The organism is Actinomyces massiliensis 4401292 (assembly GCF_000269805.1).
In the GTDB taxonomy this organism is placed as follows: domain Bacteria; phylum Actinomycetota; class Actinomycetes; order Actinomycetales; family Actinomycetaceae; genus Actinomyces; species Actinomyces massiliensis.
Map to the genome: position 1 here is coordinate 1273405 of NZ_JH711481.1, position 23545 is coordinate 1296949.

The 23545-nt window shown below is 66.9% G+C and carries 17 protein-coding genes; 10 read left to right on the forward strand and 7 right to left on the reverse strand.

The annotated features are described in order from the left end of the window. The first annotated feature begins 75 nt into the window (after positions 1 to 75). Positions 76 to 207 (forward strand): hypothetical protein, encoded by a 132-nt coding sequence (locus W5W_RS16815; RefSeq protein ID WP_017194648.1) that lies wholly within the window; start codon positions 76 to 78, stop codon positions 205 to 207. Positions 208 to 623: 416 nt separating this feature from the next. Here the strand turns inward: W5W_RS16815 and W5W_RS15235 are convergent, their stop codons facing one another. The 3 genes from W5W_RS15235 to W5W_RS0105370 all read right to left on the reverse strand — a co-directional run bounded on the left by W5W_RS15235 (position 624) and on the right by W5W_RS0105370 (position 4845). Further along, positions 624 to 2114 carry a S8 family serine peptidase gene (locus W5W_RS15235; RefSeq protein ID WP_238533262.1) on the reverse strand — a complete coding sequence of 497 codons (1491 nt, stop codon included), beginning with the start codon at positions 2112 to 2114 and terminating at the stop codon, positions 624 to 626. 68 nt (positions 2115 to 2182) lie between these two features. Then, the gene (gene eccB, locus W5W_RS0105365; protein ID WP_008729700.1) at positions 2183 to 3511 is read right to left on the reverse strand and encodes a type VII secretion protein EccB; all 1329 of its coding nucleotides are present in this window, start codon (positions 3509 to 3511) and stop codon (positions 2183 to 2185) included. Further along, positions 3511 to 4845: an EsaB/YukD family protein gene (locus tag W5W_RS0105370; protein WP_232611448.1), complete on the reverse strand. Its 1335-nt coding sequence runs from the start codon at positions 4843 to 4845 to the stop codon at positions 3511 to 3513. The genes eccB and W5W_RS0105370 overlap by 1 nt, the downstream gene beginning before the upstream one ends. A gap of 330 nt (positions 4846 to 5175) precedes the next feature. On the opposite strand from W5W_RS0105370, the gene W5W_RS0105375 reads away from it, so the two are divergent. Together W5W_RS0105375 and W5W_RS0105380 are read left to right on the forward strand one after the other, a co-directional pair. Then, positions 5176 to 5514 carry a WXG100 family type VII secretion target gene (locus W5W_RS0105375; protein WP_081486207.1) on the forward strand — a complete coding sequence of 113 codons (339 nt, stop codon included), beginning with the start codon at positions 5176 to 5178 and terminating at the stop codon, positions 5512 to 5514. Positions 5515 to 5580: 66 nt separating this feature from the next. After that, a complete protein-coding gene (locus W5W_RS0105380; protein ID WP_232611447.1) occupies positions 5581 to 5862 on the forward strand; it encodes a WXG100 family type VII secretion target in 282 nt (93 codons plus the stop codon). Between the two features lie 190 nt (positions 5863 to 6052). On the opposite strand, the gene W5W_RS16860 is transcribed toward W5W_RS0105380, so the two are convergent. Then, the gene (locus W5W_RS16860) at positions 6053 to 6277 is read right to left on the reverse strand and encodes an FHA domain-containing protein (RefSeq protein WP_017194650.1); all 225 of its coding nucleotides are present in this window, start codon (positions 6275 to 6277) and stop codon (positions 6053 to 6055) included. Positions 6278 to 7953: 1676 nt separating this feature from the next. Further along, complete coding sequence (locus W5W_RS0105400) at positions 7954 to 9312, reverse strand: hypothetical protein (RefSeq protein WP_017194653.1); 1359 nt, start codon at positions 9310 to 9312, stop codon at positions 7954 to 7956. A 238-nt stretch (positions 9313 to 9550) separates the two neighbouring features. On the opposite strand from W5W_RS0105400, the gene W5W_RS0105405 reads away from it, so the two are divergent. The 7 genes from W5W_RS0105405 (at position 9551) to W5W_RS15240 (ending at position 20594) form a co-directional block, all read left to right on the forward strand. Next, complete coding sequence (locus tag W5W_RS0105405; RefSeq protein ID WP_008729704.1) at positions 9551 to 13615, forward strand: type VII secretion protein EccC; 4065 nt, start codon at positions 9551 to 9553, stop codon at positions 13613 to 13615. Positions 13616 to 14220: 605 nt separating this feature from the next. Continuing rightward, positions 14221 to 14727, forward strand: coding sequence for a hypothetical protein (locus W5W_RS0105410; protein ID WP_238533308.1), 507 nt, complete (start codon positions 14221 to 14223; stop codon positions 14725 to 14727). A 215-nt stretch (positions 14728 to 14942) separates the two neighbouring features. Beyond that, positions 14943 to 15161: an SAV_915 family protein gene (locus W5W_RS16865; protein ID WP_338009602.1), complete on the forward strand. Its 219-nt coding sequence runs from the start codon at positions 14943 to 14945 to the stop codon at positions 15159 to 15161. Beyond that, the gene (locus tag W5W_RS0105420; RefSeq protein WP_017194656.1) at positions 15151 to 15444 is read left to right on the forward strand and encodes a hypothetical protein; all 294 of its coding nucleotides are present in this window, start codon (positions 15151 to 15153) and stop codon (positions 15442 to 15444) included. Before W5W_RS16865 ends, W5W_RS0105420 begins: the two co-directional genes overlap by 11 nt. Beyond that, positions 15441 to 16634 carry a hypothetical protein gene (locus W5W_RS16070; protein WP_154650251.1) on the forward strand — a complete coding sequence of 398 codons (1194 nt, stop codon included), beginning with the start codon at positions 15441 to 15443 and terminating at the stop codon, positions 16632 to 16634. The genes W5W_RS0105420 and W5W_RS16070 overlap by 4 nt, the downstream gene beginning before the upstream one ends. A 1388-nt stretch (positions 16635 to 18022) precedes the next feature. Further along, a complete protein-coding gene (locus W5W_RS16075) occupies positions 18023 to 19165 on the forward strand; it encodes a hypothetical protein (protein WP_154650252.1) in 1143 nt (380 codons plus the stop codon). 130 nt (positions 19166 to 19295) lie between these two features. Beyond that, on the forward strand, positions 19296 to 20594 hold the full coding sequence (locus tag W5W_RS15240) for a hypothetical protein (protein WP_017194660.1): 1299 nt from the start codon (positions 19296 to 19298) through the stop codon (positions 20592 to 20594). Positions 20595 to 20689: 95 nt separating this feature from the next. On the opposite strand, the gene disA is transcribed toward W5W_RS15240, so the two are convergent. Further along, complete coding sequence (disA, locus tag W5W_RS0105440) at positions 20690 to 21769, reverse strand: DNA integrity scanning diadenylate cyclase DisA (RefSeq protein ID WP_008732520.1); 1080 nt, start codon at positions 21767 to 21769, stop codon at positions 20690 to 20692. 333 nt (positions 21770 to 22102) lie between these two features. Then, entirely contained in the window at positions 22103 to 23545 is a 1443-nt protein-coding gene (radA, locus tag W5W_RS0105445; RefSeq protein ID WP_017194661.1) for a DNA repair protein RadA, read from the reverse strand.

Genomic DNA, 23545 nt, shown 5'->3' on the forward strand with positions numbered 1-23545 from the left:
AACGCAGTTGTCCTGGGGAAAGCGGATCGATACGCAGATGGCGCGACTGTGGAACGCGCGCCGGTCCCTCCGGGGGTGACTGTGTGTGAGGTTGTCACGGCGTCGCAGGTCGGCGAGGTTCTGCACCAGGACATTATCCGCTATGTAGACTCCAACAAGATCATGGCGCCCAAGGATGCCAGCCCGACCCCCAAATATACGATGTGATATTAAACTAGGCGAGGGCCAGTACAGCTAGGTCCGCATTACCTAATTACCTACGGCATCGACGCCACTGAGGACGGTCCCCGAGACAACCCCGACGACGTCAAAGCGGCCACTGACCTCGCCCAGAAGGTCGCGCTCGCGGTCCCCGATCTCGCCGCCGCCGGAGACAGCCAGGGCGAGTGGTTGGAGTACAGCGGTGCCCAATACGTCAACGGCACCCCCGCCGCGGAACTCAATAACACGCCCACGCCCACGCCGGCTCCCGTGCCTACTGGCACAGGTACCCCGTGAATAACAAGCCTCACGACACCACATTCCCGAGAATGCGTGGACTCCGCCCCATGCTGCGCTGCGGGGAGCGGCTCAGCACAACCGGGGCCACTGGGCGGAGAAGTACAAGCTTCTGGGGTCGAGCCTCACCAATCCGCTGAATCATCGGCGTCCTGCGTGCGACGCGCTCGCGATGTCACTAATGTCATGGCCAGGACGGTGACGCCACCGATGCCGACTGCGCCCGCCAGTCGCCGCCGCTGCTGCGGACCGAAATCCGGTTCCGGCTGCGAAGCTAGAACGGGCGCGGGGCTCTCCGGTATGCGGGATCCTCGCGGATTCTCAGGCCCCAGGGCGGTGCCGTCGTCGATGAAGGTCAGTGCCGGATAGGGGGCGATCGTGCCCCAGCCGACCGAAGAGCTCCACTCTGCCGGTGTCGTGCGCAGGGCCGTCACCGTCAGCCGGTAGGCCCAATCCTCAGGGGGCTCGTCCGGATGGTCTGCGGCGACCAGGGCGGCCACGGCGCCCGCGTATCCGGTCGCCAGGGCCGAGGACGGCGAATCCTTGGCGATGACGCAGTCGCCATTGCCGAGGAAGGTTGTCGGGGCCGCTTGTGCCGGGACCGCAAGACCGATGCCCTCGTTGCGCAAGGCAGCTCCTGACGCCGCCCCCTCGGAGGTCAGGGCCGTCACGCCTACGACGCCGTCATAGGCGGCCGGATAGCGCTCCTGGCTCTCCTCCTCATCCTGTTTCTCACTCTGCTGGCGGTCGCCCGCGTTGGCGATGACGAGTGCTCCCGAGTCGGTCGCATGCTCCGTCGCCTCCTTGAGGGCGGGGCTGTCCTCCTTCAGGGCCTGGGGCACGACGATGATCTTCGCCCCCTTGTCGGCCGCCCAGCGGATGCCCTCCGCCGTCCGATCCGGCTGGGGGCCGTTACCCGCCTTGACCGCCTCGTCCGACGTATTGGTGAACACTCGTACAGGCATGATGGAAGCCTCGCCGGCCAGACCGACCAGACCCGAGTCCGGCGCGCTGCGGGCGCCGATCGCCCCGGCGATCGCCGTGCCCTGACCGCTGATGTCCTCGGTGCCGCTGCCCTTCTCCTTCTTGTTGACCAGGTCGGTGCCGGGGACGAGAGCTCCGTCGAGATGCGGGTTGTCCTCCGCAACGCCCGAATCGACGACGGCGACGGTCATGCCTCCTCCCTTGGTGATCGACCAAGCCCGCTCCATCCCGATCTGCGAGACGATCGGCGGGACCGCGGGGATGAATGTCGTCTTGTCCTCCTCGCAGCCCGCGACTGTGGAGTCACGAGTTGGAGAAGAGACGGTGGGCTGTTCGGTCGGTTCGGGTGTGGGTTGTTCGGTTGGCTCGGGTGTGGGTTGTTGGGTCGGTTCGGGTGTGGGTTGTTCGGTTGGCTCGGGTGTGGGTTCTTGGGTCGGTTCGGGTGTGGGTTGTTCGGTCGGCCTGGGGCTGGGCTGCTTGGGCAGTATGCGTTGGTTGAAGGGTGGTGCTGGGGAGGTTTCGTCGGCGCGCGCGCCGACGGGACCCGCCAGAACCGCCAGGACAACGCAGGTGGCGCAGGCCAGAGCCGTCAGTGCTGCGCCCCTCCCGCGACGGCATCCCCGGATCATCATCATTCTCTCCCGCATTCGTGCTGTTGTCCGCCTTGACGTCATTCGCTATGCGCTTCTCATCGTCCGTCTCATTGCTCGCTGACCCCATCCCAGACGGCCTCTGTGGACAGCTCGGCCCCCGTGGGGAAAAGTGCGAGCCAGGTCGCCGGTACGGCGACGACGCTGCTCTCGTCATAGCCCAACCGTGCGAGTGTGTCGGTCAGCGTGCCGCCCAGGCCCCATGCCCGCCCCGCGTCGGTGATGAGGAAAACGGGGCCGAGGCTGCCGCCGGCGGAGGAACGCACAAGTGCTCCAGTGCCACCGGTCACTTTCACTCCCCCCGATTCGATCTGATCTGCGGATGCCAAGGTGGTTTTGGCGATTCCAGATGACGAGGACTCTCCGAGCACGGCGCATACGCTGGAATCCGTTGCGGCACCTTTCTCCAGGGTTGTGGGCCAGTCCTCCGGGGCCGCGGTCGTCGTGCTGACTTGGGTGAGATCGGAGACGCTGACATCCTGGACGGGTGCTGTGGCGCCTCCTCCCAACTTGTACAGCGCCAGGGAGACATCGCTGAGAGCGCCCAGACTCGAGTCGGACTGGACGACGTAGTATCGCTGGCCGCCTGCTGAATCGGTCACCGACAGCAGCATTCCGGCGACCGGGTTCTTGATCGTCGAGGACAGGCCCGATACCGGCAGGCCGGCGTCGGGCACGGAGAAGCTCTGGATCATGCTGCCCGGAGTGAACAGCGAGAGCCAGGCTGCGTCGACCTCGGTGACGGGCTCGGAATCGACGCCGAGCGCGAGCAGGACTGAGCCGAGATTCTCCGCGGGCAGCTCGTGGCTGACGCCCTCCGCCACCAAGTAGGTTCGCCCGTCGACCGACACCAGGGCGTGCTGAATGTCGCCCAGTCCCTTGGGTGATTCGCCCACGTTGGTGGCCGTCTCTCCCGAGGACGTCGAGCAGGCGGTCCATCCGTGAGCCACGAGGGATTTGGTGCGGGGCAGCTGCTCGGGCGCGTCCTCAATGCCCACCTGGGAGCCGCGTTCGATTCCATCCAGGACCGAGCCCTTGAGAGACGACTCCTGGAATTTGCCGGGCTCGGCGAGCAGGCGCGCGCTGGCCAGGTTCGTCACCGGGCGCAGGCGACTGTTGATGGTGATGTAGCGGGTGCCCTCGCCCTTGACGACCAGCAGGGTGTTGTCCTGCCAGTTCGCGGGCAGGGAGCCGACGAACATGCCGGAGATCCATGACGCCAGGGCGATGACCAGGGTCAGGACCACGCTGCCGATGAGGGGCGGTGCGACGCGCTTCGGCTCGAGCTCGCGGCCGCCCGGGGCGCCCGCCACGAAGGCTGTCACCAGGCGACGCCGGTTGAAGCGCTGGGCGTCGAGAATCTCCTTGTTCGATGCCATCAGAGCACTCCGCAGACGATCGCGGCCAACGGCAGGATGGCCAGCAGGACGACGACCTCCAGGGCGTCCGCCGCACGTGCCAGACGGGGCCGGTAGCTCGGGCCGAGCACGTTGAGCAGCAGGACGACCACGCCGATGGCGCTGACGGCGCCGACGGCGGGCATGATCAGGTCGGTTCGGGCCACGATGATCGTGATGATCAGTGCGGCCAGTGTCACCATGCCCCCGACGATGCCGGCGACCACATCCGCCTGGGACCTCGCCGCCCGGGTGCCGAGCAACGAGGCCGCGGCGATGGCGGTGACCAGACCCGCCCCGGCGTAGCCGGCCGACGTCAGCGTCGGAACACTGGCGAGGACGATCATCGCGCAGGCGATGCGTGCCGACAGCACCAGGCCATGTGCGTTGAGTACTCGGGCCGTCAGCGTGGGCGTCACCTCGGTGCCGGGCTCCAGGACCGGCCGGTCGGTTCGGTCGGGAAGGGAGATGTCGATCGGCACCGAGGCCAGGGCCAGCCATGGTGCGAGCAGCGAGATGATGGCGACGACCGCGGCGATGACGGCGAGCACGCTGGCGAGCGGGCGGTTGAGGAGATCGACCCCCATCCCGGTCAGGCCCAGGCATGAGGCCACCAGTAGGGGGCCCGAGATCAGCCAGCGGTCCTCTTCCAGGAAGGGGAGGCACACCAGCACGATGGCGGCGAGCGCTCCGCCCGCGGCCATCATGCGCAGGCCTGTCGGAGGCCCGATGAAAGCCGTGTGGGCGGCGACGGCGCCGAGCGCCCCGGCCGTCATCACCAGCGGCCAGGTCCCTGCGCCGCGCAGCCGCCAGAGTGCGAAGGCGGCCAGGACGAGCAGGCAGCTGCACGCCAGCGCGCATAACGGGGTCACGAGTCCGCCGGGGCCCTGGCGCAGCAGGAGCAGGCCCACCACCAGGAACAGCAGGCAGGTGGAGGCCACAGACATCGACACCGAGTCCTGCTGGCTCCAGGCGGCCTGTCTCGCCTCTACCTCTGTGGCGACGGCCTCGACGAGATCGTCGTAGCGCGCTTCGGCCTCAGTGCTGCGCACCTCGAGCGTGAGCAGAGCGCCCGCCCGCACACCCTGCTCGACGATCGGTCGTGCATCATCCAGCTCTCTGCCGTCCTCGGTGACGAGCATGAGGCCGTACACGGCGGCGTCCTCGTCCAGGGCTCCGAGACGAGCGGCCACGTCGGGGAGTATCTCTGTGAGCGGAAGCGAGGAGGGGAGGGCGATGTCTGCGGGGATGTTGCGGTGCCGGATGGTGACGGGGGTCAGCCCGGTCACCCGGCGGCGGGTACTCGTAAGGGGCACGACGTTCTCCTGTGAATCCAGGGGCGGGACGGCGGGGCCGGCGCGCCGGGCAGGCGCGTCGCGTGGGGTCGGATGGCTCCGTGCTCCATCCTGACACGTCAGTCCTGCTCGGTGCGCGGCCATAGTGCTTCACCAGGATCGATCGTGGAGGTCGGGGCGTATGGGATGCGTGGGGTGCATGAGGAGAATGATGCGAAAGCCATCCGGTGAAAGACTCGCATTGAGGCGGAGACGTGGGTATTTTGGTTTCTGCTCGGTAACGATCGGGTCGCGCCCTCGCCTCCCGTTGAGCGCTTTCATATTCCCCCCTGACCCCCAGAAAGAGAGACCATGGCACAGAATCTCAGTGCAGGAACTGGTGTACTCGCCAATGCGAGGAACACTGTCAGTAGCCACCGCGCGAGCCAGCAGGCGATCGTGAACAGGGTTGAGAGCTCTGTTCAGGCCCTCATCGGTGCAGGAGGATGGACGGGCGCGGGAGCCAGTGCTTTCCAGACCGCCGCCAATCAGTGGATCCAGGATGCTAAGAACATTATCGCCGTGCTCGAGCGCTTCGAGAATTCTCTGCAGGCGACCGATACCCAGTACCAGACCACTGAGGAAGAGGCGGCCTCTGGCGCCCAGAAGCTCGCGGGGGCCTCACAGGGCTACCACGGCATGATGCCTTGAGCCTGATACGCTCAAGCCCACTTAGTATTTAGGACCAAAGGAGGATCACTTATGTCTGATGTCGGCATGGAAGTTAATTACGGCCAGATGGACCAGGGGGCGCAGGAGCTCAATACTGGTTCGCAGCAGATCAACTCGGACCTGGAGAGCATGGACGCCGAGCTCAAGCCCACGCAGTCCGAGTGGACCGGTGATGCTAACCAGCAGTACCTCGCGGCCAAGGCGGAGTGGACGCAGTCGCTCCAGGACATGAATCAGGTACTCGTTCAGCTGGGCGCCCACGTGACGACGTCGTCCGGCAACTACAGCACCGCTGACAGCCAGAGTGCTGCTGGCTTCGGCGCCTGAGGAGTAATACGCTCCACGAGGTGCGGGCCTAGTTTCGTGATGGCGGGTGCGCACAGACCAATAAGGTCTGTGCGCACCCGCCATCACGTGGATGAGCGAGATCCTCCTGCTCGGCCGGGCGGTAAGCGACACACGCCTGCACCGTGGCCAGTGTGTCCGGCCGGGCGTCTGAACAGCTGAGATCAGGTCTTCAGGCGCTCTTCTCCACAGTGATGCTCTCGTTCGCGAGCAGAAGGACCGCGCCTGGAGCAATGGCCGTGCGCCGCTCCGGCTCGAGCCGGATCTGCTGCCCTGTGGGATGCACCATGACGGTGCCGTTGGCGGAGCTCAGATCCTCGGCCCACAGCTGCCGGTCATCGAAGCCTATGCGCAGGTGGGAGCGCGACAGTGCACTCGACGAGGTTTCCAACGTCATCAGTTGAGTGTCGTCGGGGAATGCCGGTTGCGGCGCCCGTCCGATGATGCACTGTCCCTCCAGAGGAACGCGCTTCCCTGAGCCCGTGACTAGAACAACGTCTGGGTGGTTGGTCTGCGAGCTGAGCTGCTGGCCGTCCTGTGGGACGGCTCGCAGAGAGGTCTGCCGCTGGGTGGCTTGGGTGCCCCGTGGGTTCTGCGCGGTTGTGCCGAACGCGGCCGTGCCTGGGCTACCGAGGCTACTGGAGTCCCCAGGGCCTCCGGCGAGGCTAGGGCTAGAACTGCCGGCACCGGCGGTAGCGCGAGTAGCGGCACCCTTGGCACCAGTAGTACCTGCGGCACCGGCTCTGCCGATTGCGTAGGCTCCTGTAGGAGCCTCTGCGGCGGTTGGCGTTGGCGGCGGAGTCTCGGGCGGGCTCATCGGCGATGTGGCAATCGCCGGCGAGGGCGAGGCCGGAGCGCGATGAGAGGTGGCCCGGCGCCTTCTGCTGCGCGTAGGCGCCTGCGGCGATGCGGGCGACTCGAACGCGGATGTCGGTGACACGGGCAGCGCGGGGGATCCGGGCGATCTCGATCCCGCGGGTGCTGGTGATACGGGCGGTGCGGGTGCAGCGGGCGGGGGCGGGGCGAGAGGCGGCGTCGGGCTCTCCTGCGCGCCCGGTGCCTTGCGCCTCTGGGGTGCGGAATCGACGGGTCCCGACAAGGGTGGGAACGGAGACGCGGTGTGTCCGGGGCCTCTTACCGGCGCATTGGCCGTCCCCGGGGCCGTCCCGGGAGGTGCCGGCGGCTGTGGGGCGCGCGGGCCGCTTGCACCGGCCTCCGAGGACGGTGCCCACGAACGATTTGCCGCTGGACCGAGGATTCCCTCACGCACGGCGGGCGTCGGTCGGACGGGGAGCTCCGGATCGGGGGAGTGCGGTGATGCGGATGCCGGTTCGACGACAGGTGCTGCGGATTCTACGGGTTCCGACGGCATGGTCTCACCCGCAGTCAAGGATGCTGGACGAGGCCCGCTCGGAGAGGCGGGCGAAGCGGTCAGCGGCCTGGGCGCGGGGGGCTCTGCTCTTCCACCTTTGCGGGCTTTGTGGGCGCGCGAGCGTGCGGAGTCTGCGTCGTCCCGCCGCCTGGGGCTGCTGAGATCGGATTCTCGAGTGTTTGCGCCCGTCCGGCGCGACCGGCGGGTTGTCAGGGTCCGGCATCGTGTCACGCCGTCCACGAGTCCGGCCTCCTCCCCATTGCGGCTTATCGGTGTCAGCAGGGTAAGCGCGACCCGGGCGGTAGCGCGACCGAGTCCGGGCGTGGTCGCTCCCTCGGCGGTGACGACGCGCGCTCCGACGATGGCCGTCCCCGGAGTCCTGCCGGTGCACGCCAGAACGATGATGACCGTTGCGAGAAGTTCGAGGGCGCTGATCCAGGCGAGTGCGTTCCAGCCCGCGAGGAGATGGAGCGCGACCGGTGGGGCGATGAGGATCACCAGATCGATGACGGCGGCGCACAGCAGTTCGAGGATTGTCGGACGCCCGGGGGCGGTGGAGCGGCCCGCTGAGGGTGCTGAGGGTGCTGAGGGCGCGGCGGTCGCGGCGGTTCCGAAAGTCCCGGGGGCCTCGGGGAACGCCTCTGCGGCCCGAGCGGTTCTGGCGGTTCCGGTCGGTCGGGCGGAGTCGTGACGTCGTGTACTCACAGTTGCCTCATGAAATCGATGATCCCCGCGGCGACCACCGCTGCGGGAAGTGCCAGGAGTCCCGAGATGGACCCCAGGATGTCTCCGAAACGTCCCCACCATGCGGATCGGCGTCTGCCCAGACTTGAGAGCATGATCACGCCGGATACCAGCCCGGCCAATGCTGCGATCCCCATGAGCAGGTTGAAGGTCATTGTGCCTGGTTGAGAGCCGGAGGTCAGAATCGAGATGATGGCGGCGATGCCCACCGCCAGACGTGGCAGGATGCGCTCGGTGTGCGAGCGGGCGGTGCGTGGGTGGAGAAGCAGGAGGGCTGCGACGAGGGCCAACTCGACGCGAGCTCCCCAAGCGGCTGCGTTGCTCCCCAGAGCGATGCTCACCGCTGCCGGTGAGCAGGCCACCACGACGACCGCGATGACGACGCCGACCGATATCGACACCGACTCCGCCTGAGCCAGCGTGCGCGATATCCGTCCACTGCTCACCTCGTCCGGGGGTCGCATCATTGGGGCTCTCACGCCGCGGCTGCCCGCGCGCTGCTCCGACAGGTCGAGCAACTGCTGATCGGGTATGGAGGAGAGGGCCGCGGTGGGCACCAGCGTGATGATCACTGCTCCAATGGCGAGGACGATGACGGCCACAGGGGCCCGGGGAATCCCGAAGGCCAGGACTGCGGAGACGATGATGGCCGCGACGGTCCACGCGAGGGCGCCGGTTGCGGCGCATACCGAGCGCAGTCGCAGCCACACCGCCAGGGCGGCCGCCCCGGCTCCCCAGGCGGTCAGCAGCGCCGCCATCGTGGTCGGCTGCAGGACGTCCGCCGGTGCCAGCAGGACGCCCGTCGCGGCGCCGAGCAGGGGCAGGGGCAGAACTGCGACCGCCTCATGCAATGAGCTGAGATGCTTGCGCGTTGGGATCATCCGAGCCAGCAGAAGAGCCGCGGCGAGTCCGGCTGCGCCCATGCGTGCCGGCATGGGCAGGCGCTCGTCGTTGGCGGCCAGAACCGAGTGCCAGCCCAATGCGAGGAGTAGGAGGGCCACCAGCACGACGGAGGCCGCATCGAGTCCATACCGCGCGGGTCGAGACCCGGAACGGGCAGAGAAGAGACGACGGGCTGCGTGCCTGCCGGTCGCCCTGCCGCCCACGAGCAGCATGGCGCCATCCTCGAGGTCCCGTCCGAAAACGGCGTCCAGCGGCGCAGGCGTCCCCGAGGCGGTGGACACCAGGGCGTTGTCGGGGACGGCCGCACCCGTGCGGGCCTCCAGGAGCGCGCGCAGCGGCGTCCCAGCCGCCACGGAGACATCGGTCCACCCGCCCTCCTCGACGAGGGTGACGCGTACGCTCGTCACATTCATGCGGATTCTCGCTCTTCGTGTGTGAGTGGGACGTTGTGTGTGGGGTGCTGGGGTCGTCGGGGTCACCTTGAGTAGGGGACGCTCGGCGTGGAGCCGCATCGGCTCGCATGAGTACTCTAGGGGTACATCCCCTCCGGTGCCCTCACGTGAATATCACTCCGGGGATCTGGAGAATCCGGGCCGCCCTTGCCGTCGGCGGGCCCGCTCGCCGACGAATCGGAAGGTTTCCGGCCGCCTTATGACCGACAGCCAGCTGAGCTCCGCAGACTCCCCCGAGCGCCCATCGGGGTCGATAGACGTCAAGGCGCCGCCGGACGCGGTCGTGGCGCAGGACACCTCGAGCGTCCTGGCCACTGTGCTGCCCCTGACGGGATCGATGGGCGTCATGGTCTTCATGGCCGTGTCGAACTCTAACGGTAACCGCACCCTTTTCTTGGGCGGCGGAATGGTGGTGGCGATGCTGTCGATGGTCGGCATCAACATCTACCGGCAGGTTCGTCAGCATCGCGAGAGCGTCAAGGATCAGCGGCGCGAATACCTCGCCTACCTCTCCGAGTTGCGCAACTCGGTACGGACGATGGCGGGCAGGCAGCGGCGTCATGCGGTGCACGTTCTGCCTGAGCCGGAAGCCCTGCCCTACTTCGTCAAGGACGGGCGCCGCGTGTGGGAGCGAGGCGCCGGGGACGATGAGATGCTCGTCCGGCTGGGCCGCTCCACTCAGCCCTTGAGCGTTGATCTGATACCGGAGAAACTCGACGCCCTGGCCAAGCCTGATCCCGTGTGCCTGTCCGCCATGTCGCGCTTCGTGGCCACTCACCGCGATGTTGACGGGCTGCCGTTGGGAACCTCGCTGAGGTACTACTCCCGTGTGGAGGTTGTTGGAGAGGCCGAAGCGACTCGCGCGCTCACACGGGCGCTGCTGGTGCACCTGATGTCCATGACGCCGCCGAGCCGTCTGCGTGTGGCCGTGGTGGCCTCCGGGGAGACTCTCGAGCAGTGGGAATGGCTCAAGTGGGCGCCCCACGCCTGGTCGGACTCGGTCGAGGATGATGCCGGCCCGGCGCGCATGATCGGTCTGTCGTGGGAGGAGGTGGCGGGGCTGCTTCCTGAGGGTCTTGAGAATCGTGGGGCCTTCTCCTCCAATGCCACCGATGCTCCCGTGCCGTCCATCGTCGTGGTGGTCGATGGCGGGTGGGTTCCGCCCGGGTCCCCCATCGCGTCCAGCGGTGGCCTCAATGGTGTCACCGTGATCGACCTGCCCGAGAGATGGGGGCCGCTGACCTCGCTGTCGACGCTGCGTGTGCTGCTGCACCCTGCCTCGACCCTGACTCACGCCACGCCGATGGAGGTCGTGCGGGCCGGGGAGGATCCTGCCCTCGCCGTGGCCGACACCATGGACATCGCGACTGCTGAGGCGGTGGTGAGGCACCTGTCCGCGCGATTCAGCGTCTCAGGGGAGACCGCGGTCAGCAGTGCCCCTGTCGGCACGCCGGATCCGAAGCGCTCGGCAGATCTTCTCAACCTCCTCGAGCTCGGGGACGTGCGCGACTTCAACCCGGACAGCGATTGGCGACGCCGGTCGGGGCGGGACCGGCTGCGAGTTCCTTTCGCGGTCACGCCCGAAGGCGCTCCGGTGGTGCTGGATATCAAGGAGTCTGCTGAGAGCGGTATGGGCCCGCACGGTCTGCTCGTGGGCGCGACCGGATCGGGCAAGTCCGAGGTTCTGCGCACTCTCGTGCTCGCGCTGGCGCTGACCCACCCGCCCGACCAGCTCAACTTCGTGCTCGTCGACTTCAAGGGCGGTGCCACCTTCGCGGGCATGTCGGAGCTCCCGCACGTGTCCGCCATGATCTCCAACCTGGAGAGCGAGCTGGGACTGGTCGACCGTATGGAGGAGGCCCTGCGCGGAGAGATGACGCGCCGCCAGGAGATACTCCGCGACGCCGGCAACTACGCCAACGTCACCGATTATGAGGAGGCACGCCGCGCCGGCAAGCACAACGGCGAGCCGCTTCCCGCCCTGTTCGTCATTCTCGACGAATTCTCAGAGCTGTTGTCTGCCAAACCGGACTTCATTGAGGTGTTCGTCGCCATCGGACGCCTGGGGCGCTCGATGCAGATTCACCTCCTGCTGTCTTCGCAGCGTCTGGAGGAGGGGCGTCTTCACGGTCTGGAGTCGCATCTGTCCTACCGGATCGGTCTGCGCACCTTCTCCTCGGCCGAGTCGCGCATCGTCCTGGGGGTCGCCGACGCCTACGACCTGCCGCCCTATCCCGGCAGCGGCTACCTCAAGAGCGGCACGCGCGACATGACGCGCTTCCGGTCATGCTATGTGGCGGGTCCACCCCCGACGCGCGCCGCCCTGACGGCTGCTCCTGCAGCTGCGGCGGCTGCCCGGAACTCCGCCGAGCGGGCGCGTGCTCCCCGAGTCGTGCCGTTCTCCGCGCTCCCGGTTCGCGGCCAGGCGGCCCCGCCGCCGGTTGAGGAAGAGGAGGAGGTCGTCCTGGACCCGGCAGCGGAATCCGCCCAGCCGTCTCTTCCCCAGGATGCCGAGTACGCCGAGATGGTGACGATGGACATCGCCGTGGCGCGAATGGCCGGACACGGCACGCCCGCACACCAGATCTGGCTGCCGCCCCTGGAGGTCAGCGAGACCTTCGATTCGCTGCTGGGCGACCTCGGCGTGGATCCGAAGCTGGGGCTGGTGTCCCCATCATGGCGCGCTCGCGGCGACCTGGTGGTGCCCATGGGCATCACCGACGTGCCCCTGGAGCAGCGCCGCGAGCTCTACAGCGTCGATCTGTCGGGCTCCGGCGGTCACGTCGCCGTCATCGGCGGTCCGCTCAGCGGCAAGTCGACGGCACTGCGCTCCCTGGTGATGGGACTGGCCCTGACGCGTACGCCGACGGAGGTGCAGATCTATGTCATCGACCTGGGCGGCGGCACCTTCGCGACCATGCTCGATCTGCCGCACCTGGCCGGCGTCGCCACCCGTGACGAGCCCGACATCGTCGCCCGCATCATGGCCGAGGTATCGGCCCTGCTGGACGATCGTGAGCGCTTCTTCAAAGCCAACCGCATCGATTCGATCCAGACCTACCGCCGTGAGCGGGCGGCGGGCCGCATTGACGACGGGTACGGCGACGTCTTCCTCATCGTCGACGGCTGGTCCACGCTCAAGACCGATTTCGAGCAGGTCACCGACAAGCTCATGGCTATCGCACCGCGCGCCCTCGCCCTGGGCGTGCACATCGTCGTCGCCACGGGGCGCTGGACCGATATGCGCATGACCATTAAGGACATGTTCGCCACCCGGATCGAGCTGCGACTGGGCGACCCGACGGACTCCGAGATCAACCGGAAGATCGCGCGCGAGGTTCCCACCGGCAGGCCCGGGCGCGGGCTGGATCCGAAGGCGCGGCACATGCTGCTGGCCACGCCGCGCACGGACGGCGACCATGATCCCTCGACGCTGGCCAGTGGCGTCAACAACGCTTGCCGCACGATCGCCGAGGCCTGGACCGGTCCGCAGGGGCCCAAGCTGCGCCTACTGCCCACGCGCATCGATCTGACGACCCTTCAGGAGCAGGTGCCGCCGGGCGGCGACCCGGTCATCGGGATCAACGAGGCGCGTCTTGAGCCCGTGCGCCTCGACATGAGTCACGATCCGCACCTTCTCGTCCTGGGCGACGCCAAGACGGGCAAGTCCGCCTTCCTGCGGGCGCTCGGCAACGAGCTGTGCCGCGGGCACTCGACGGACGAGGTCCGCATGGTGGCGATCGACCTGCGCCGCTCCCTGCTCGGCGAGCTTCCCTCCGAGCATCTCCTCACCTATGTCACGGTCCGCGAGGAGGCGGCTCGGGAGGCCAACGATCTCGCTAATTTCCTCAAGGCCCGCATGCCCGGTCCCGATGTGACGCCGGAGCAGTTGCGCCGCAGGTCGTGGTGGCACGGGCCGGACGTCTACGTTCTCGTGGACGACTACGACCTGCTGTCCTCGGGCCAGCAGACCGCCAACCCACTGCTTCCCCTGCAGCCGCTGCTCGCGCAATCGCAGGATCTCGGGCTCCACCTGATCCTGACCCGGCGCATCGGGGGTGCCAGCCGCGCCATGTTCGAGCCCATCACCCAGACGCTCAATGATCTGTCGACGCCCGGCATCATGCTGCCCGGAAGTCCCGACGAAGGGCCGCTGCTCGGGCGGCAGAAGCCGATTCCCGGGCCGCCGGGACGGGCGCGCCTCATCAGCCGCGATCATGGGGTCCAGGCGCTTCAGCTGGCCTGGGCGCCCCCTACCCAGTAGGCAGAGCAGATTGATGGCGGGTGACAAGAAGCCGTCGTTCTGGACCTGGTCGGCGGCACCGCAGTGTCGTTGACTCCGGACAGTGAGACGGACTTGTCTTCGCTCGTCGTCTCGCCCGCGGCGGAGGACCGGCTCACCGTTCCGGTGGTTCTTTGACGCGAACGTTCACCTGGAAGGTCGGGGAGGAGCCGCCTCAGATCGCGAGCGACGCAGGCACTTCCGAAGACGGGCAAAGTTCGGGCCGCGACGGATCCAGAGATCGGGGCGACTGGCGAGGGGGGTGATGACGGCGTTCGGCAGCCGCGAGCAGAGGCCGGGATTGATCCGAAGAAAGACTCCAATGATGATATCTCTCGGAATGATCCGGTGAACTGGTATCCCGATGGACGGAAGTATAAGAAATATTAATCCTGACTGTAGGCCCTGTTCGCATAAATATGGTGCCGTTGCCGTTGCCGTTGCCGTTGCCGTTGCCGACAGACTTGTCTACGTCTGTCGCGTCGCCGGGTGAATCCGGGTGAATCCGGGTGAATCCGGGTGAATCCGGGTGAATAAGGAGAGACACAATGGGGAATCGGGGGCGGCGTGCTCTTATCGGGACAATGATGTGTGCTGTGTTAGCTGTGACAGGGTGTTCTCTGCCCTGGGGTGGGAAGCCCAAGGACAAGCGTTTCGCCGAATTCAGTGAGTACGTTCCCGAGAAGCTGGAGGTCAAGACGGATCTTGAGGCTGTGACCACTAGACGTATGCCCGGTCTTCACGCTTCGGCCGCTCACTGGGTGGGCCAGCGGGAGGAGAAGCCGCGCGAGGTGCTTCCCGATCAGGATCCCAGGTACTGGTTTCACGCCGTTGTCAGCGTGGAACCCGATAGCGCTGGCGCTCTTCAGGAGGCTTCGTCCGGTCTCGCGGGTCTGCTGCCGGCGATCTACTCCGATCTGCAGCAATACGTTCCTGAAGACTGTGCTTTTAATGCCGTTCCTGAGGATAAGGCTGACAGTATTCTCGATGTCGAACACGCACAGACCGAGTCAGAAGGTGGATGGTTCCTCGTCACGGAGCTCGTGGTGTCGTCGGACTGTGGCCTCGTCATTGTAAGAGGGAGAGGAAGGTAGTTCTGGGGCGCTCCTGAGCACGACGCTGTGGGTGGGGCGCCTGATCGGAAGCTGCTGCTCGTTGGCCCCTGGACATGCTGCGGAGAGTTGCATAACCTGCAAGTATATCGTCTGCCCCTGTACATACGACCGAGACCGACAAGCACCCGATTATCCCGCCCGTACTGTACCTGCCCTCCACCGGCGCCTCTAGCAAGTGGGGTGCTGAGGTCGAGCTGCGTCATATGCGCGATGGCCGTGTAGCGCTGCTGGCCTACACGGCTCTGGACCGTTTGGCGACATGTATGGGACCGTACCAGCCGTGGGTGCTGTACCGCACGGAGCAGCTGGACGAGCTGGGCGGAGTTCAGTCTTACGACGTGATTTATCTGGATGTGCCAATGCCGCGCGAGCTGTGGCGCCAGGCAAAGGGTGAGGCAGCAGATGAGCAGTGATCTCCAATTCGAGTACGATGCCGCAACATACATCAAGGCGCGTTTCTACACTGCGCAGCACGACCTGGAAGAGGATGCGAGCACTATTCCGTCCGAGGTCGATGGCGGCGAAGGTACGCAGTACATTGAGAATATGATCGCCCAGCTGGCGGACGACACCGGCACGCTGGCCCAGGCCGCGGCGCTGGGCGGAGAGAATATGGAGTCTGCGATCGACCTGGTTACTGGCGTTGATGAAGACGCGGCTCAGACCTTCCGCAGGATGGAACAGGAGATGCCATGAGTGACGACGCCTCTGCAGGTTCGGGCGATATCGATGTGACGATTCCCGGAAGTGTGGAGTCCGTTGATGGAGCCGCCTCCTGGCTGGAGGACCTGCGGGATAATCTCCGTGATGGCAGGCTAATGTTCACCAATAACGCCACTCAGGCGAATGGCAGTCTGTCTGGCGAGCTGGCCTCGGCTGTGACAGCCTTCTCCAACGATCTATCAACTGCTGCCGACGACGCCTATAATCGTGCTAAAAGCGCCGCCGATACCGTCCGATCCTTCGCCGACCAGCTCTCCTGGCGCAAGGACGATATGAACGATCACCTCGAAATTGCGAGGGGTTATGATCTGGACGTGGATGGCAATATTATCCACTACCCCGAAGCTGTTTCTGACCCAGGGGATCTTCCTAAGGGTGCCACCAAGGATGAGAAGAACGCATGGTATGAGGCGGACGAAGCCTATGACGCGTACTGTCGTAAGGTGACGCATTTCGAGAAGGTTCGCACTAAGGTTAACGCAACTTTTGTCAAACTCAATGACTGGATCGATGAGAACCTCGTGACCACGGAGTCCGATGTCCTCGACAATTCCGCTATAACCGGCGTAAAAGCACTTCTCGCGTCCTGTCTTGATGCAGGTTACGGCACTCTAGTGAACAACAATTATATTCCCACGGTCAATATTTTGCGAAGCGCAGCCGAACAGGCGGCTATAAGGGCGGCACAAGACTCATCGAAAAATCCACAAGTTCATGCGCGCAGTGCGCGGCCGAGCGATACGGCTATCAGCAAGAAAAGAGGCAAAGGTGACTCCGGTAAGCTCAGTAAAACTGCCGACACCATAGAGGGCTTCGGAAAGTTCGCAAGAGATTTCGGGAGTGTTGCGATCACTCTCGGCTTCGCGGGCGCCGATCTTGCTAATGGCGAGTCGCCTAGTGAAACAATTCTAACGGCTACTACTGGGGCGATCGCCGGAGAGATGGCCGGCCCTGCTGGCGTCGTGGTGGGTCCTGCAGTCGCAGCAGGTACTAGCTATGCGTATGAAACATGGGTGTCGCAAGAGACTCGGGATAAGATCGACGAAGGTCTTGTCGATGCCAAGGACTGGACTGCTGATACGGTGGCGGACGGATGGGAGTCCTTGACCGAAGGCGTCGGCGACGCCGCAGACTGGGTCAAGGATAGCTGGAAGATGCTGTGATCGACGTCGATGCTGGTTGGCGCCAGGCGCCAACGCGGAAGGTCTACACCTGCGATCGCGCTGACCGTGATCGGAGGATTGAGGCGTGGGTGGGGGTGGTGATCGGCGGTAGTATGATGCTGGGCTTCATCCTCCTCGCGTTCGTGTACTCGATCACGCCGAATGTCGTCTTGGTCGTTTCGGCGGGCCTGAGCCTGGTTCTATCTGGTGCGGGAAGGTTCGTACTGTGCAGCCGGATTCGTGAATCTCCCAGCCGGTGGCGTCGGGGCGACGGCGCAGTCGAATTCGGGCCGTGCTGGGGCTTCCTCCTGTGGGAGCAGATGCCCCCTCTGACGCTCACGATCGGTGTTGCGCTCGCATTGCGGATGCCATTTCCTCCAGGCGCCATCCATTCCGACGTAACCAGGTCGATGCGGCTCGCTCTAGGACTGCTCGCCGCCGCCGTGCTCATGTGGGCGTTCATGCCGGTGAATCCTCCGCGAAATCCTGAGCTGATCCTTGAGCCCAATGGAATGTGGCTGTGGCCGGGTGGTCGTCATCGCGAATACATTCCCTGGGAACTGGATCCTGTCGTCGAGGGGCGACTCGGCCGTCATTTTCCACGTGCCGTAATCACCAGGAGCCGAGGCCGCCCGGCGAGCTTTCCCATAGTCCCCATCCCGCTCGGCTACGTCCAGCTCCAGCGGGTGGTCGAGTTCTACTCCGCCCACCCCGAGCTGCGCGACGAGCTCGCCACCGACGCCGGCCTGGAGCGTGTCCGCCTCCTCATGTACACCCCGATCTGGCGGGTCGAGGAGGAGCTGCCGCCCATCAGCTCCTCAGAATTTTCCGCGGGACACGAGCGCGAACCGCACGAGACGCTCGTCTCCGCCGATATCGTCCCGCCTGCAATGAATGACCGGCCGATCCCTCCCGATGCCCGGGAAAGCTCTGATCTGGAACCTCTTTCAGAGGCGTCTCGGCCGCCGGTGCCGTCCGGAGCCCTTAGTTGCGAGAAGGCGGATCGCAAGAACGCCAACGCCCCTCTACGCATCCTGCTCTATATCATAATCGCCGCGCTTCCCCTGTTCACATATGATACCGCCGGTCAGAATACTGCGCTCACGTTATTGTGTCCTGCTATTATTCTTATAATTCTGCTTCATGTGCCGATTCTCTGGATGGTCGATATTCCGATAGCGCGAGCGCCTCGGCGCTGGGTGCGAGATGCGGGAGGAATCGCGTTGCCCGGGTTCTGGCCGTTCCCTCTGGCTAGACAGATCGGTGCGCTGCTCTTCGCCCTGCTTGGTCTTCTTGTTTATTATCTTGTTCTTTCTGATCGGTCTATTGATGAGGATTATCCTGTTCAGTCTCTCTGCATTGCGACGGCCTGTCTCGTGATCGCAGTCGTGATCTGGTCGAGGACCCCGCGGCCGCGCCTGGGAGCGGGGATCACTCTCACCCCCGAGGGGTTCCGCGTGTCGCCGGGCACCCGCCACGAGAACGCATTCATGTGGCAGGACGGCCCTCGCGTCGTCGGCGCCTCCAGATCAGGCTCCGCCCTCATCCTGACCGCCTCCGGGTCCGCACTCACTGCGGTTCGCATGGCCCCCATTCCCCTGGGCTACGTCCAGCTCCAACGAGTAGTCGAGTTCTACACCACCCACCCCGAGCTGCGCCGCGAGCTCGCCGACGACGCCGGCCTGACTCGCGTCCGCGCCCTCATGCGCACTCCCGTCTGGCGGATCGAGAGGACTCTGCGGCCCACGCCACCCATGCGGCCAGAACCGCAGGCGCCCCGGACCCTCGACTGCGAGGCGGCTGACCGCAGAAGATCCGGTGCTCCTCGTCGCGCCATCCTGTGGGCACTCGGGGCTCTCGCCGGCCTCGTAGCGATCGCCATCAGCGGCCGGGAGACGACAATGATCGCCCTCCTCGTCGTCGTTTTCATCCTCATGCTGCTGCGGGCCGCCGTCCTGCGGGTCTTCCAGATCCCCTTGGACCGTGCCGATCGGCACTGGGCCACCGGCCGCAACGGCATCGAGCTGCCATCCTTCTGGCTCGCCCCGCTACTCACGCGCCTCGGCGCAGGAACACTCGCTCTCATTTCATTCGTCTGCTTCGCACTTACCGTCACCGCCCGCCCCTCCGAGGAGCAGTTCCGCATCCCCTCCGTACTCGCCGCAGCCGTGTGCTTCGCCTTGGCCCTGACAGTCTGGCGCAACACCGGACGACCGCACTCGGGCCCGGAAATCATCCTCACTCCCGAAGACTTCCGCATCGCGCCGGGAACCCGGCACGAAACAGTATTCCGGTGGGACGGCCGCCCCTGCGTCGTCGGCGCCTCCACACGATCAGGCCACATACTCATCGGCCATCTTCTCGATCCTGATGCCGGTCTGGCCCGCCTGCCCATAGACGCGTTCACTACGGGGTACGCCCAGCTCCAGCACGTGATCGACGTCTACTCCGACCATCCCGAGCTGCGCGACGAGCTGGCCACCGATGCCGGCCTGACCTGTGTCCGCGCCCTCATGCGCGCTTCCATCTGAGTCGGAGAGCAGCGAGGAATGCGGCTCAGCGAGGCGTGCTGCCCGCGGCTGCGGAGCTTCTGCGAAAACTTCACTTCGCTTCGGCGGGGGCGAGCAGGACGGAGCGGGTAGCACCGGTACAGTCGTTCGTATGGCAAAGGGACGAAAGGGAGGCGGCACTCCGCCGCGCAAGAAGAAGCGTCGAACGGGCGCCGCCCGGTCGTCCTCCGGCGCGGGCTCCGGCCGCGCGCACCGTTCCACCTCGAGCGCCCGCGCCTCCGGGACCCCGCGCCCGGCGGGCGGCGCGCCCGCGGGCAAGACCAAGCGTTCTGTGGACGCGGGCCGCCCGGGCAAAGGGACCAAGGGGACCGCCAGAGGATCCAGGGAGACCAGGGAGACTAAGGGGACTCAGCCGGCCAAGGCCGCCTCTCCAACGGCCGGTGCTCGCCCGCGCAAGGGGCAGCGACCGGCGAAAGAGACCCGCCCGCAGACGCCCGGCACGACTTCCCCGGCTCCCGGCAAGCCCTCCGCCGCCGCTCGTCAAACCACCGACAGAACCGCCGGAACCACCGAAAGGCCGCGCTCCGCCTCCCGGCAGGCCGCGCAGGGCACGGCTCAGCGCTCGCGCACCGTGACCACCCAGGACGGGCGCCCATCGCGTTCCGGTGTGCGCCGCCGCGCAGCCGCCGCGTGGCGGAACACGAAGGGCGCTGGCTCCGCCCGCTCCGCGGCGGGGGCGCCCGGCCGCCCCACCGGCGCCCGGCTGCGCCGCGCGGCGACCAGCCTCCCGCCCCGGCCGCGGTACTGGCTGCGCTGGCTTCTGGTCATCGCCGTCGTCCTGGGCATCATCGGCGCTATCGCCTACGCCATGATCGCCAGCGCCACCTGGGTCCGTGCCACCATCCGCAGCCAGGACGACGCCGAGGCCGCCAGCTCCGTGCGCACCGTCTACCCCAACCCGGTCGCCTGCGATGCCGCACAGCTCAACGTCGCCGTGGACGCCCCCAAGGAGACCACCGTCGGCGCCGGTATGAGCATTGAGGCCACGCTCACGAACGAGGGCGGTGACGCCTGTCTGCTCGACATCGGCGGCGCTTCCCTGGGGGCGGTCATCAACTCGGGCGATCAGACCGTGTGGACATCCACGACCTGCCCCGCCGAGCCCACCGAGCGGCCCCTGCTCGTCGATGTCGGGGAGTCCGCCCACGCCTCCCTGACATGGAGCGGTATGTCCACGGCTGCGGGATGCTCGCCGTCGGAGCCGGCCCCGGACCCGACGCCGTCCCCGGAGACGACTGCCGCGCAGGACCCTTCGGCGAGTCCCGGGGCCAGCGTGTCGCCCAGTCCGTCGCCCGTCAACCCGAACGTGGCTGCGTCCGGCACCTACCGGCTCCACCTCCAGCTCAACGGGACCGACGTCACCGGCGAGCAGGTCTTCCTCATCCAGTGAGAACTCAGTGAGGGCTCAGCGAGGACGTGGGTGAGAAAAGCCTGTCAGCCTCATCAGACCCGACTAGACCCGCCGGCCCCGCCGGTATGCAGTCCTCACGCGTAGCGGTCGACGATGGAGACCTCCGCCAGGCGGGAGAGCCCGTCGCGCAGGGTCCGCGCCTGGCCCGCATCCACGCCGTCGACGGCCTGAAGCTCCTCGACCGTGGCGCCGAGAATCGCCTGGAGCGACCCCCAGGTGCCCACGATCGTGCGCGCCGCTGACAGCGACAGGCGCGGGATCTTCGCCAGAATCCTCATTCCGCGTGGTGAGATCGAGGCGTCGAGGTCCTGCCCGTCATCGCCCCCGATCCCCATGGAGCGGGCGACCATCGCCATGTCGAGCAGGGCGGGGGAGCCGACCCACTTGAGCCGGGCGTCCACGGCGTCCCTGTCCAGACCGATCGGCAGGTAATCGGACAGCAGGAAATCGCGCTCGGCCATGAGACCGCGCGTGAGCTCCTCGAGCTGGAGGGCCAGCAGGCGCCCATCGGTGCCGAGCTCGATGACGTAGCCGTCGATATCCGAGGCGATGCGGCGCACCATCTCGAGCAGTTGGAGGACCGAGGTGACTTCGCGGACGGTGACGAGGTCCTCGATCTCGAGGGCGTCCAGACCGGCCGAGGTCTCGTCCAGGCGCGCCTTGTAACGCTCCAGGGTGGCCAGTGCCTGGTTGGCTCGGGCCAGGATCGCCTCACTGGGCTCGATGACGTGGCGCTTGCCGTCCACGTACAGGGAGATGATCCGCATGGACTGGCTCACCGAGATCACCGGGTAGCCGGTCTGGCGGGCCACGCGCTCCGCCGTGCGGTGGCGCATCCCGGCCTCCGCGGTCTCGATGGAGGCGTGGGGGAGGAGCTGGACGTTGGCGCGTCGGATGCGCCCCGCGGTGCGGTCCACGACGACGCCGCCGTCCATCTTGGCCAGCTCGCGCAGTCTCGCGGCGGAGAGCTCGACGTCGAGATTGAAGCCCCCCGAGGAGATCGACTCCACCATCTCGTCATAGCCCAGCACGATGATCGCTCCGGTGCGTCCGCGCAGGATGCGCTCCAGGCCATCGCGCAGCACGGTACCGGGCGCGACGAGTGCCAGGGTCTCGCGCAGCGGACTGCCGGGCTTGCCGGTCGGCTCAGTCATTCATGTCTCCAGGCGGGGAGGGGGACGGGGCGTCGGTCGGCGCCCCAAGGCGAGGTGATGTCATCGTATCGGTGTACCCGCGCGACTGCAGTGAGGCGCATCGCGCGCAGCCCTGATCGGCCCTGAAAAGCTCTGAGCAGTCCTGAGCGGGTCTGCTCAGAGGGCCAGTACCGGCGGGATACGGGCCGAGATACGTGCGGGATGAGTGCGGGATGCGCATGGGGCGCGAGAGCAACGAGCGCACGGCGCCCAGTGCTGCTGTTATCGTCCATTCCGTCACCGCCCATCCGCGGCTGGCAGCCTGCGAATGCTGCTGTGCAGTTGTGCAGTGCGTCAGCCGCGGGGCAGGGCCGCTCCGACGGCCTCGCCCACATGGCCCACCGGCAGCACCTGCACGCCGGCGACGGACCGCAGTTCCTGAGATCCCGCCAGGGGCACGATGGCCTGATCGAAACCCAGGCGCGCGGCCTCGGCCAGGCGCCGCTGGATGCCGACTGTGGCCCGGACCTCCCCGGTCAGGCCGACCTCCCCGAAGGCGACCAGCCCCGCGGGGGTGGGCAGATTGCGGGCCGCACTGACCACGGCCAGCGCCACCGCCAGGTCCGTGGCGGGCTCGACCGCGCGGGCGCCTCCCACCGTGGAGACGTAGACGTCCGAGCCGGAGGTGTCCACGCGCATGCGCGCCGTGAGCACGGCCAGCGCCATGGCCACGCGGGAGTGATCCACACCTGACGTGGTGCGTCGCGGAGAGCCTGCGGCGCTGCCCGCCACCAGCGCTTGGATCTCGACGGGCATGGGACGGCGCCCCTCCAGGGTGACCGTCGCGCAGGTGCCCGGCACCTCCGAGCGCGCCGCGGACAGGAACAGGCCCGAGGGGTCGGCCAGGCCCACGATGCCGCGCTCACCCAGATCGAAGCAGCCGACTTCGTCCGTCGGGCCGTAGCGGTTCTTCACCGCGCGCAGCAGGCGCAGACGGGCATGGCGATCACCCTCGAACTGGCAGACGACATCGACCAGGTGCTCGAGCACGCGCGGACCCGCAATACCTCCGTCCTTGGTGACATGGCCGACCAGGAGCACCGGAATGCCGCGCTCCTTGGCCACGGCGATCAGTGCTCCCGCGACCGCTCGCACCTGCGTCACGCCGCCGGCCGATCCCTCGGTCTGCGCTGAGGCGATGGTCTGTACCGAGTCGACCACGAGGAGTGAGGGCGAGGCCGCCTCCACATGACCGAGCAGTGCCCCCAACTCGCTCTCAGCGGCGAGCAGCAGGGCCGGATCGATCGCGTCGATGCGCTCGGCCCGCAGTCGCACCTGACTCGCGGACTCCTCCCCGGTGACGTAGAGGACGGGGCCGTCGTCGCGCTCCTTCGTGGTGTGCGCGGCCTTGGCGGCCACATCGAGCAGGAGGGTGGATTTGCCCACCCCCGGCTCGCCGGCCAGCAGTACGACGGCGCCCGGCACGATCCCGCCGCCCAGCACCCGGTCCAGCTCGCCGACCCCGGTGGGCCGGGCCCGGGCCTCCTCGGCGCTGACCTCGCCTATGGGACGGGCCGCGGAGGCCGGGTGCACCGCCCTGACCGGGCCGGATCCTGGTCCGCCCGCCGCCAGGGCGCCGGCGCCGGAGGCTCCAGAGGCCTCTGTGAACTCCTCGAGGGTGCCCCAGGCCTTGCACTCACGGCACTGGCCGAGCCACTTGGGGTTGGTCCATCCGCAGTCCGTGCACACGTAGGCCGTGCGCGCCCTGGCGCTCTTAGCGGTTCTGGTGGAAGCCAT

Excerpts from the sequence above, each read along its gene's own strand:
- W5W_RS15235 (WP_238533262.1), bottom strand. The coding sequence starts at position 2,114 with ATGATGATCCGGGGATGCCGTCGCGGGAGGGGCGCAGCACTGACGGCT.
- eccB (WP_008729700.1), bottom strand. The coding sequence starts at position 3,511 with ATGGCATCGAACAAGGAGATTCTCGACGCCCAGCGCTTCAACCGGCGT.
- W5W_RS0105375 (WP_081486207.1), top strand. The coding sequence starts at position 5,176 with ATGGCACAGAATCTCAGTGCAGGAACTGGTGTACTCGCCAATGCGAGG.
- W5W_RS0105380 (WP_232611447.1), top strand. The coding sequence starts at position 5,581 with ATGGAAGTTAATTACGGCCAGATGGACCAGGGGGCGCAGGAGCTCAAT.
- W5W_RS16860 (WP_017194650.1), bottom strand. The coding sequence starts at position 6,277 with ATGACGTTGGAAACCTCGTCGAGTGCACTGTCGCGCTCCCACCTGCGC.
- W5W_RS0105400 (WP_017194653.1), bottom strand. The coding sequence starts at position 9,312 with ATGAATGTGACGAGCGTACGCGTCACCCTCGTCGAGGAGGGCGGGTGG.
- W5W_RS0105405 (WP_008729704.1), top strand. The coding sequence starts at position 9,551 with ATGACCGACAGCCAGCTGAGCTCCGCAGACTCCCCCGAGCGCCCATCG.
- W5W_RS0105410 (WP_238533308.1), top strand. The coding sequence starts at position 14,221 with ATGTGTGCTGTGTTAGCTGTGACAGGGTGTTCTCTGCCCTGGGGTGGG.
- W5W_RS0105420 (WP_017194656.1), top strand. The coding sequence starts at position 15,151 with ATGAGCAGTGATCTCCAATTCGAGTACGATGCCGCAACATACATCAAG.
- W5W_RS16070 (WP_154650251.1), top strand. The coding sequence starts at position 15,441 with ATGAGTGACGACGCCTCTGCAGGTTCGGGCGATATCGATGTGACGATT.
- W5W_RS15240 (WP_017194660.1), top strand. The coding sequence starts at position 19,296 with ATGGCAAAGGGACGAAAGGGAGGCGGCACTCCGCCGCGCAAGAAGAAG.
- disA (WP_008732520.1), bottom strand. The coding sequence starts at position 21,769 with ATGACTGAGCCGACCGGCAAGCCCGGCAGTCCGCTGCGCGAGACCCTG.
- radA (WP_017194661.1), bottom strand. The coding sequence starts at position 23,545 with ATGGCTTCCACCAGAACCGCTAAGAGCGCCAGGGCGCGCACGGCCTAC.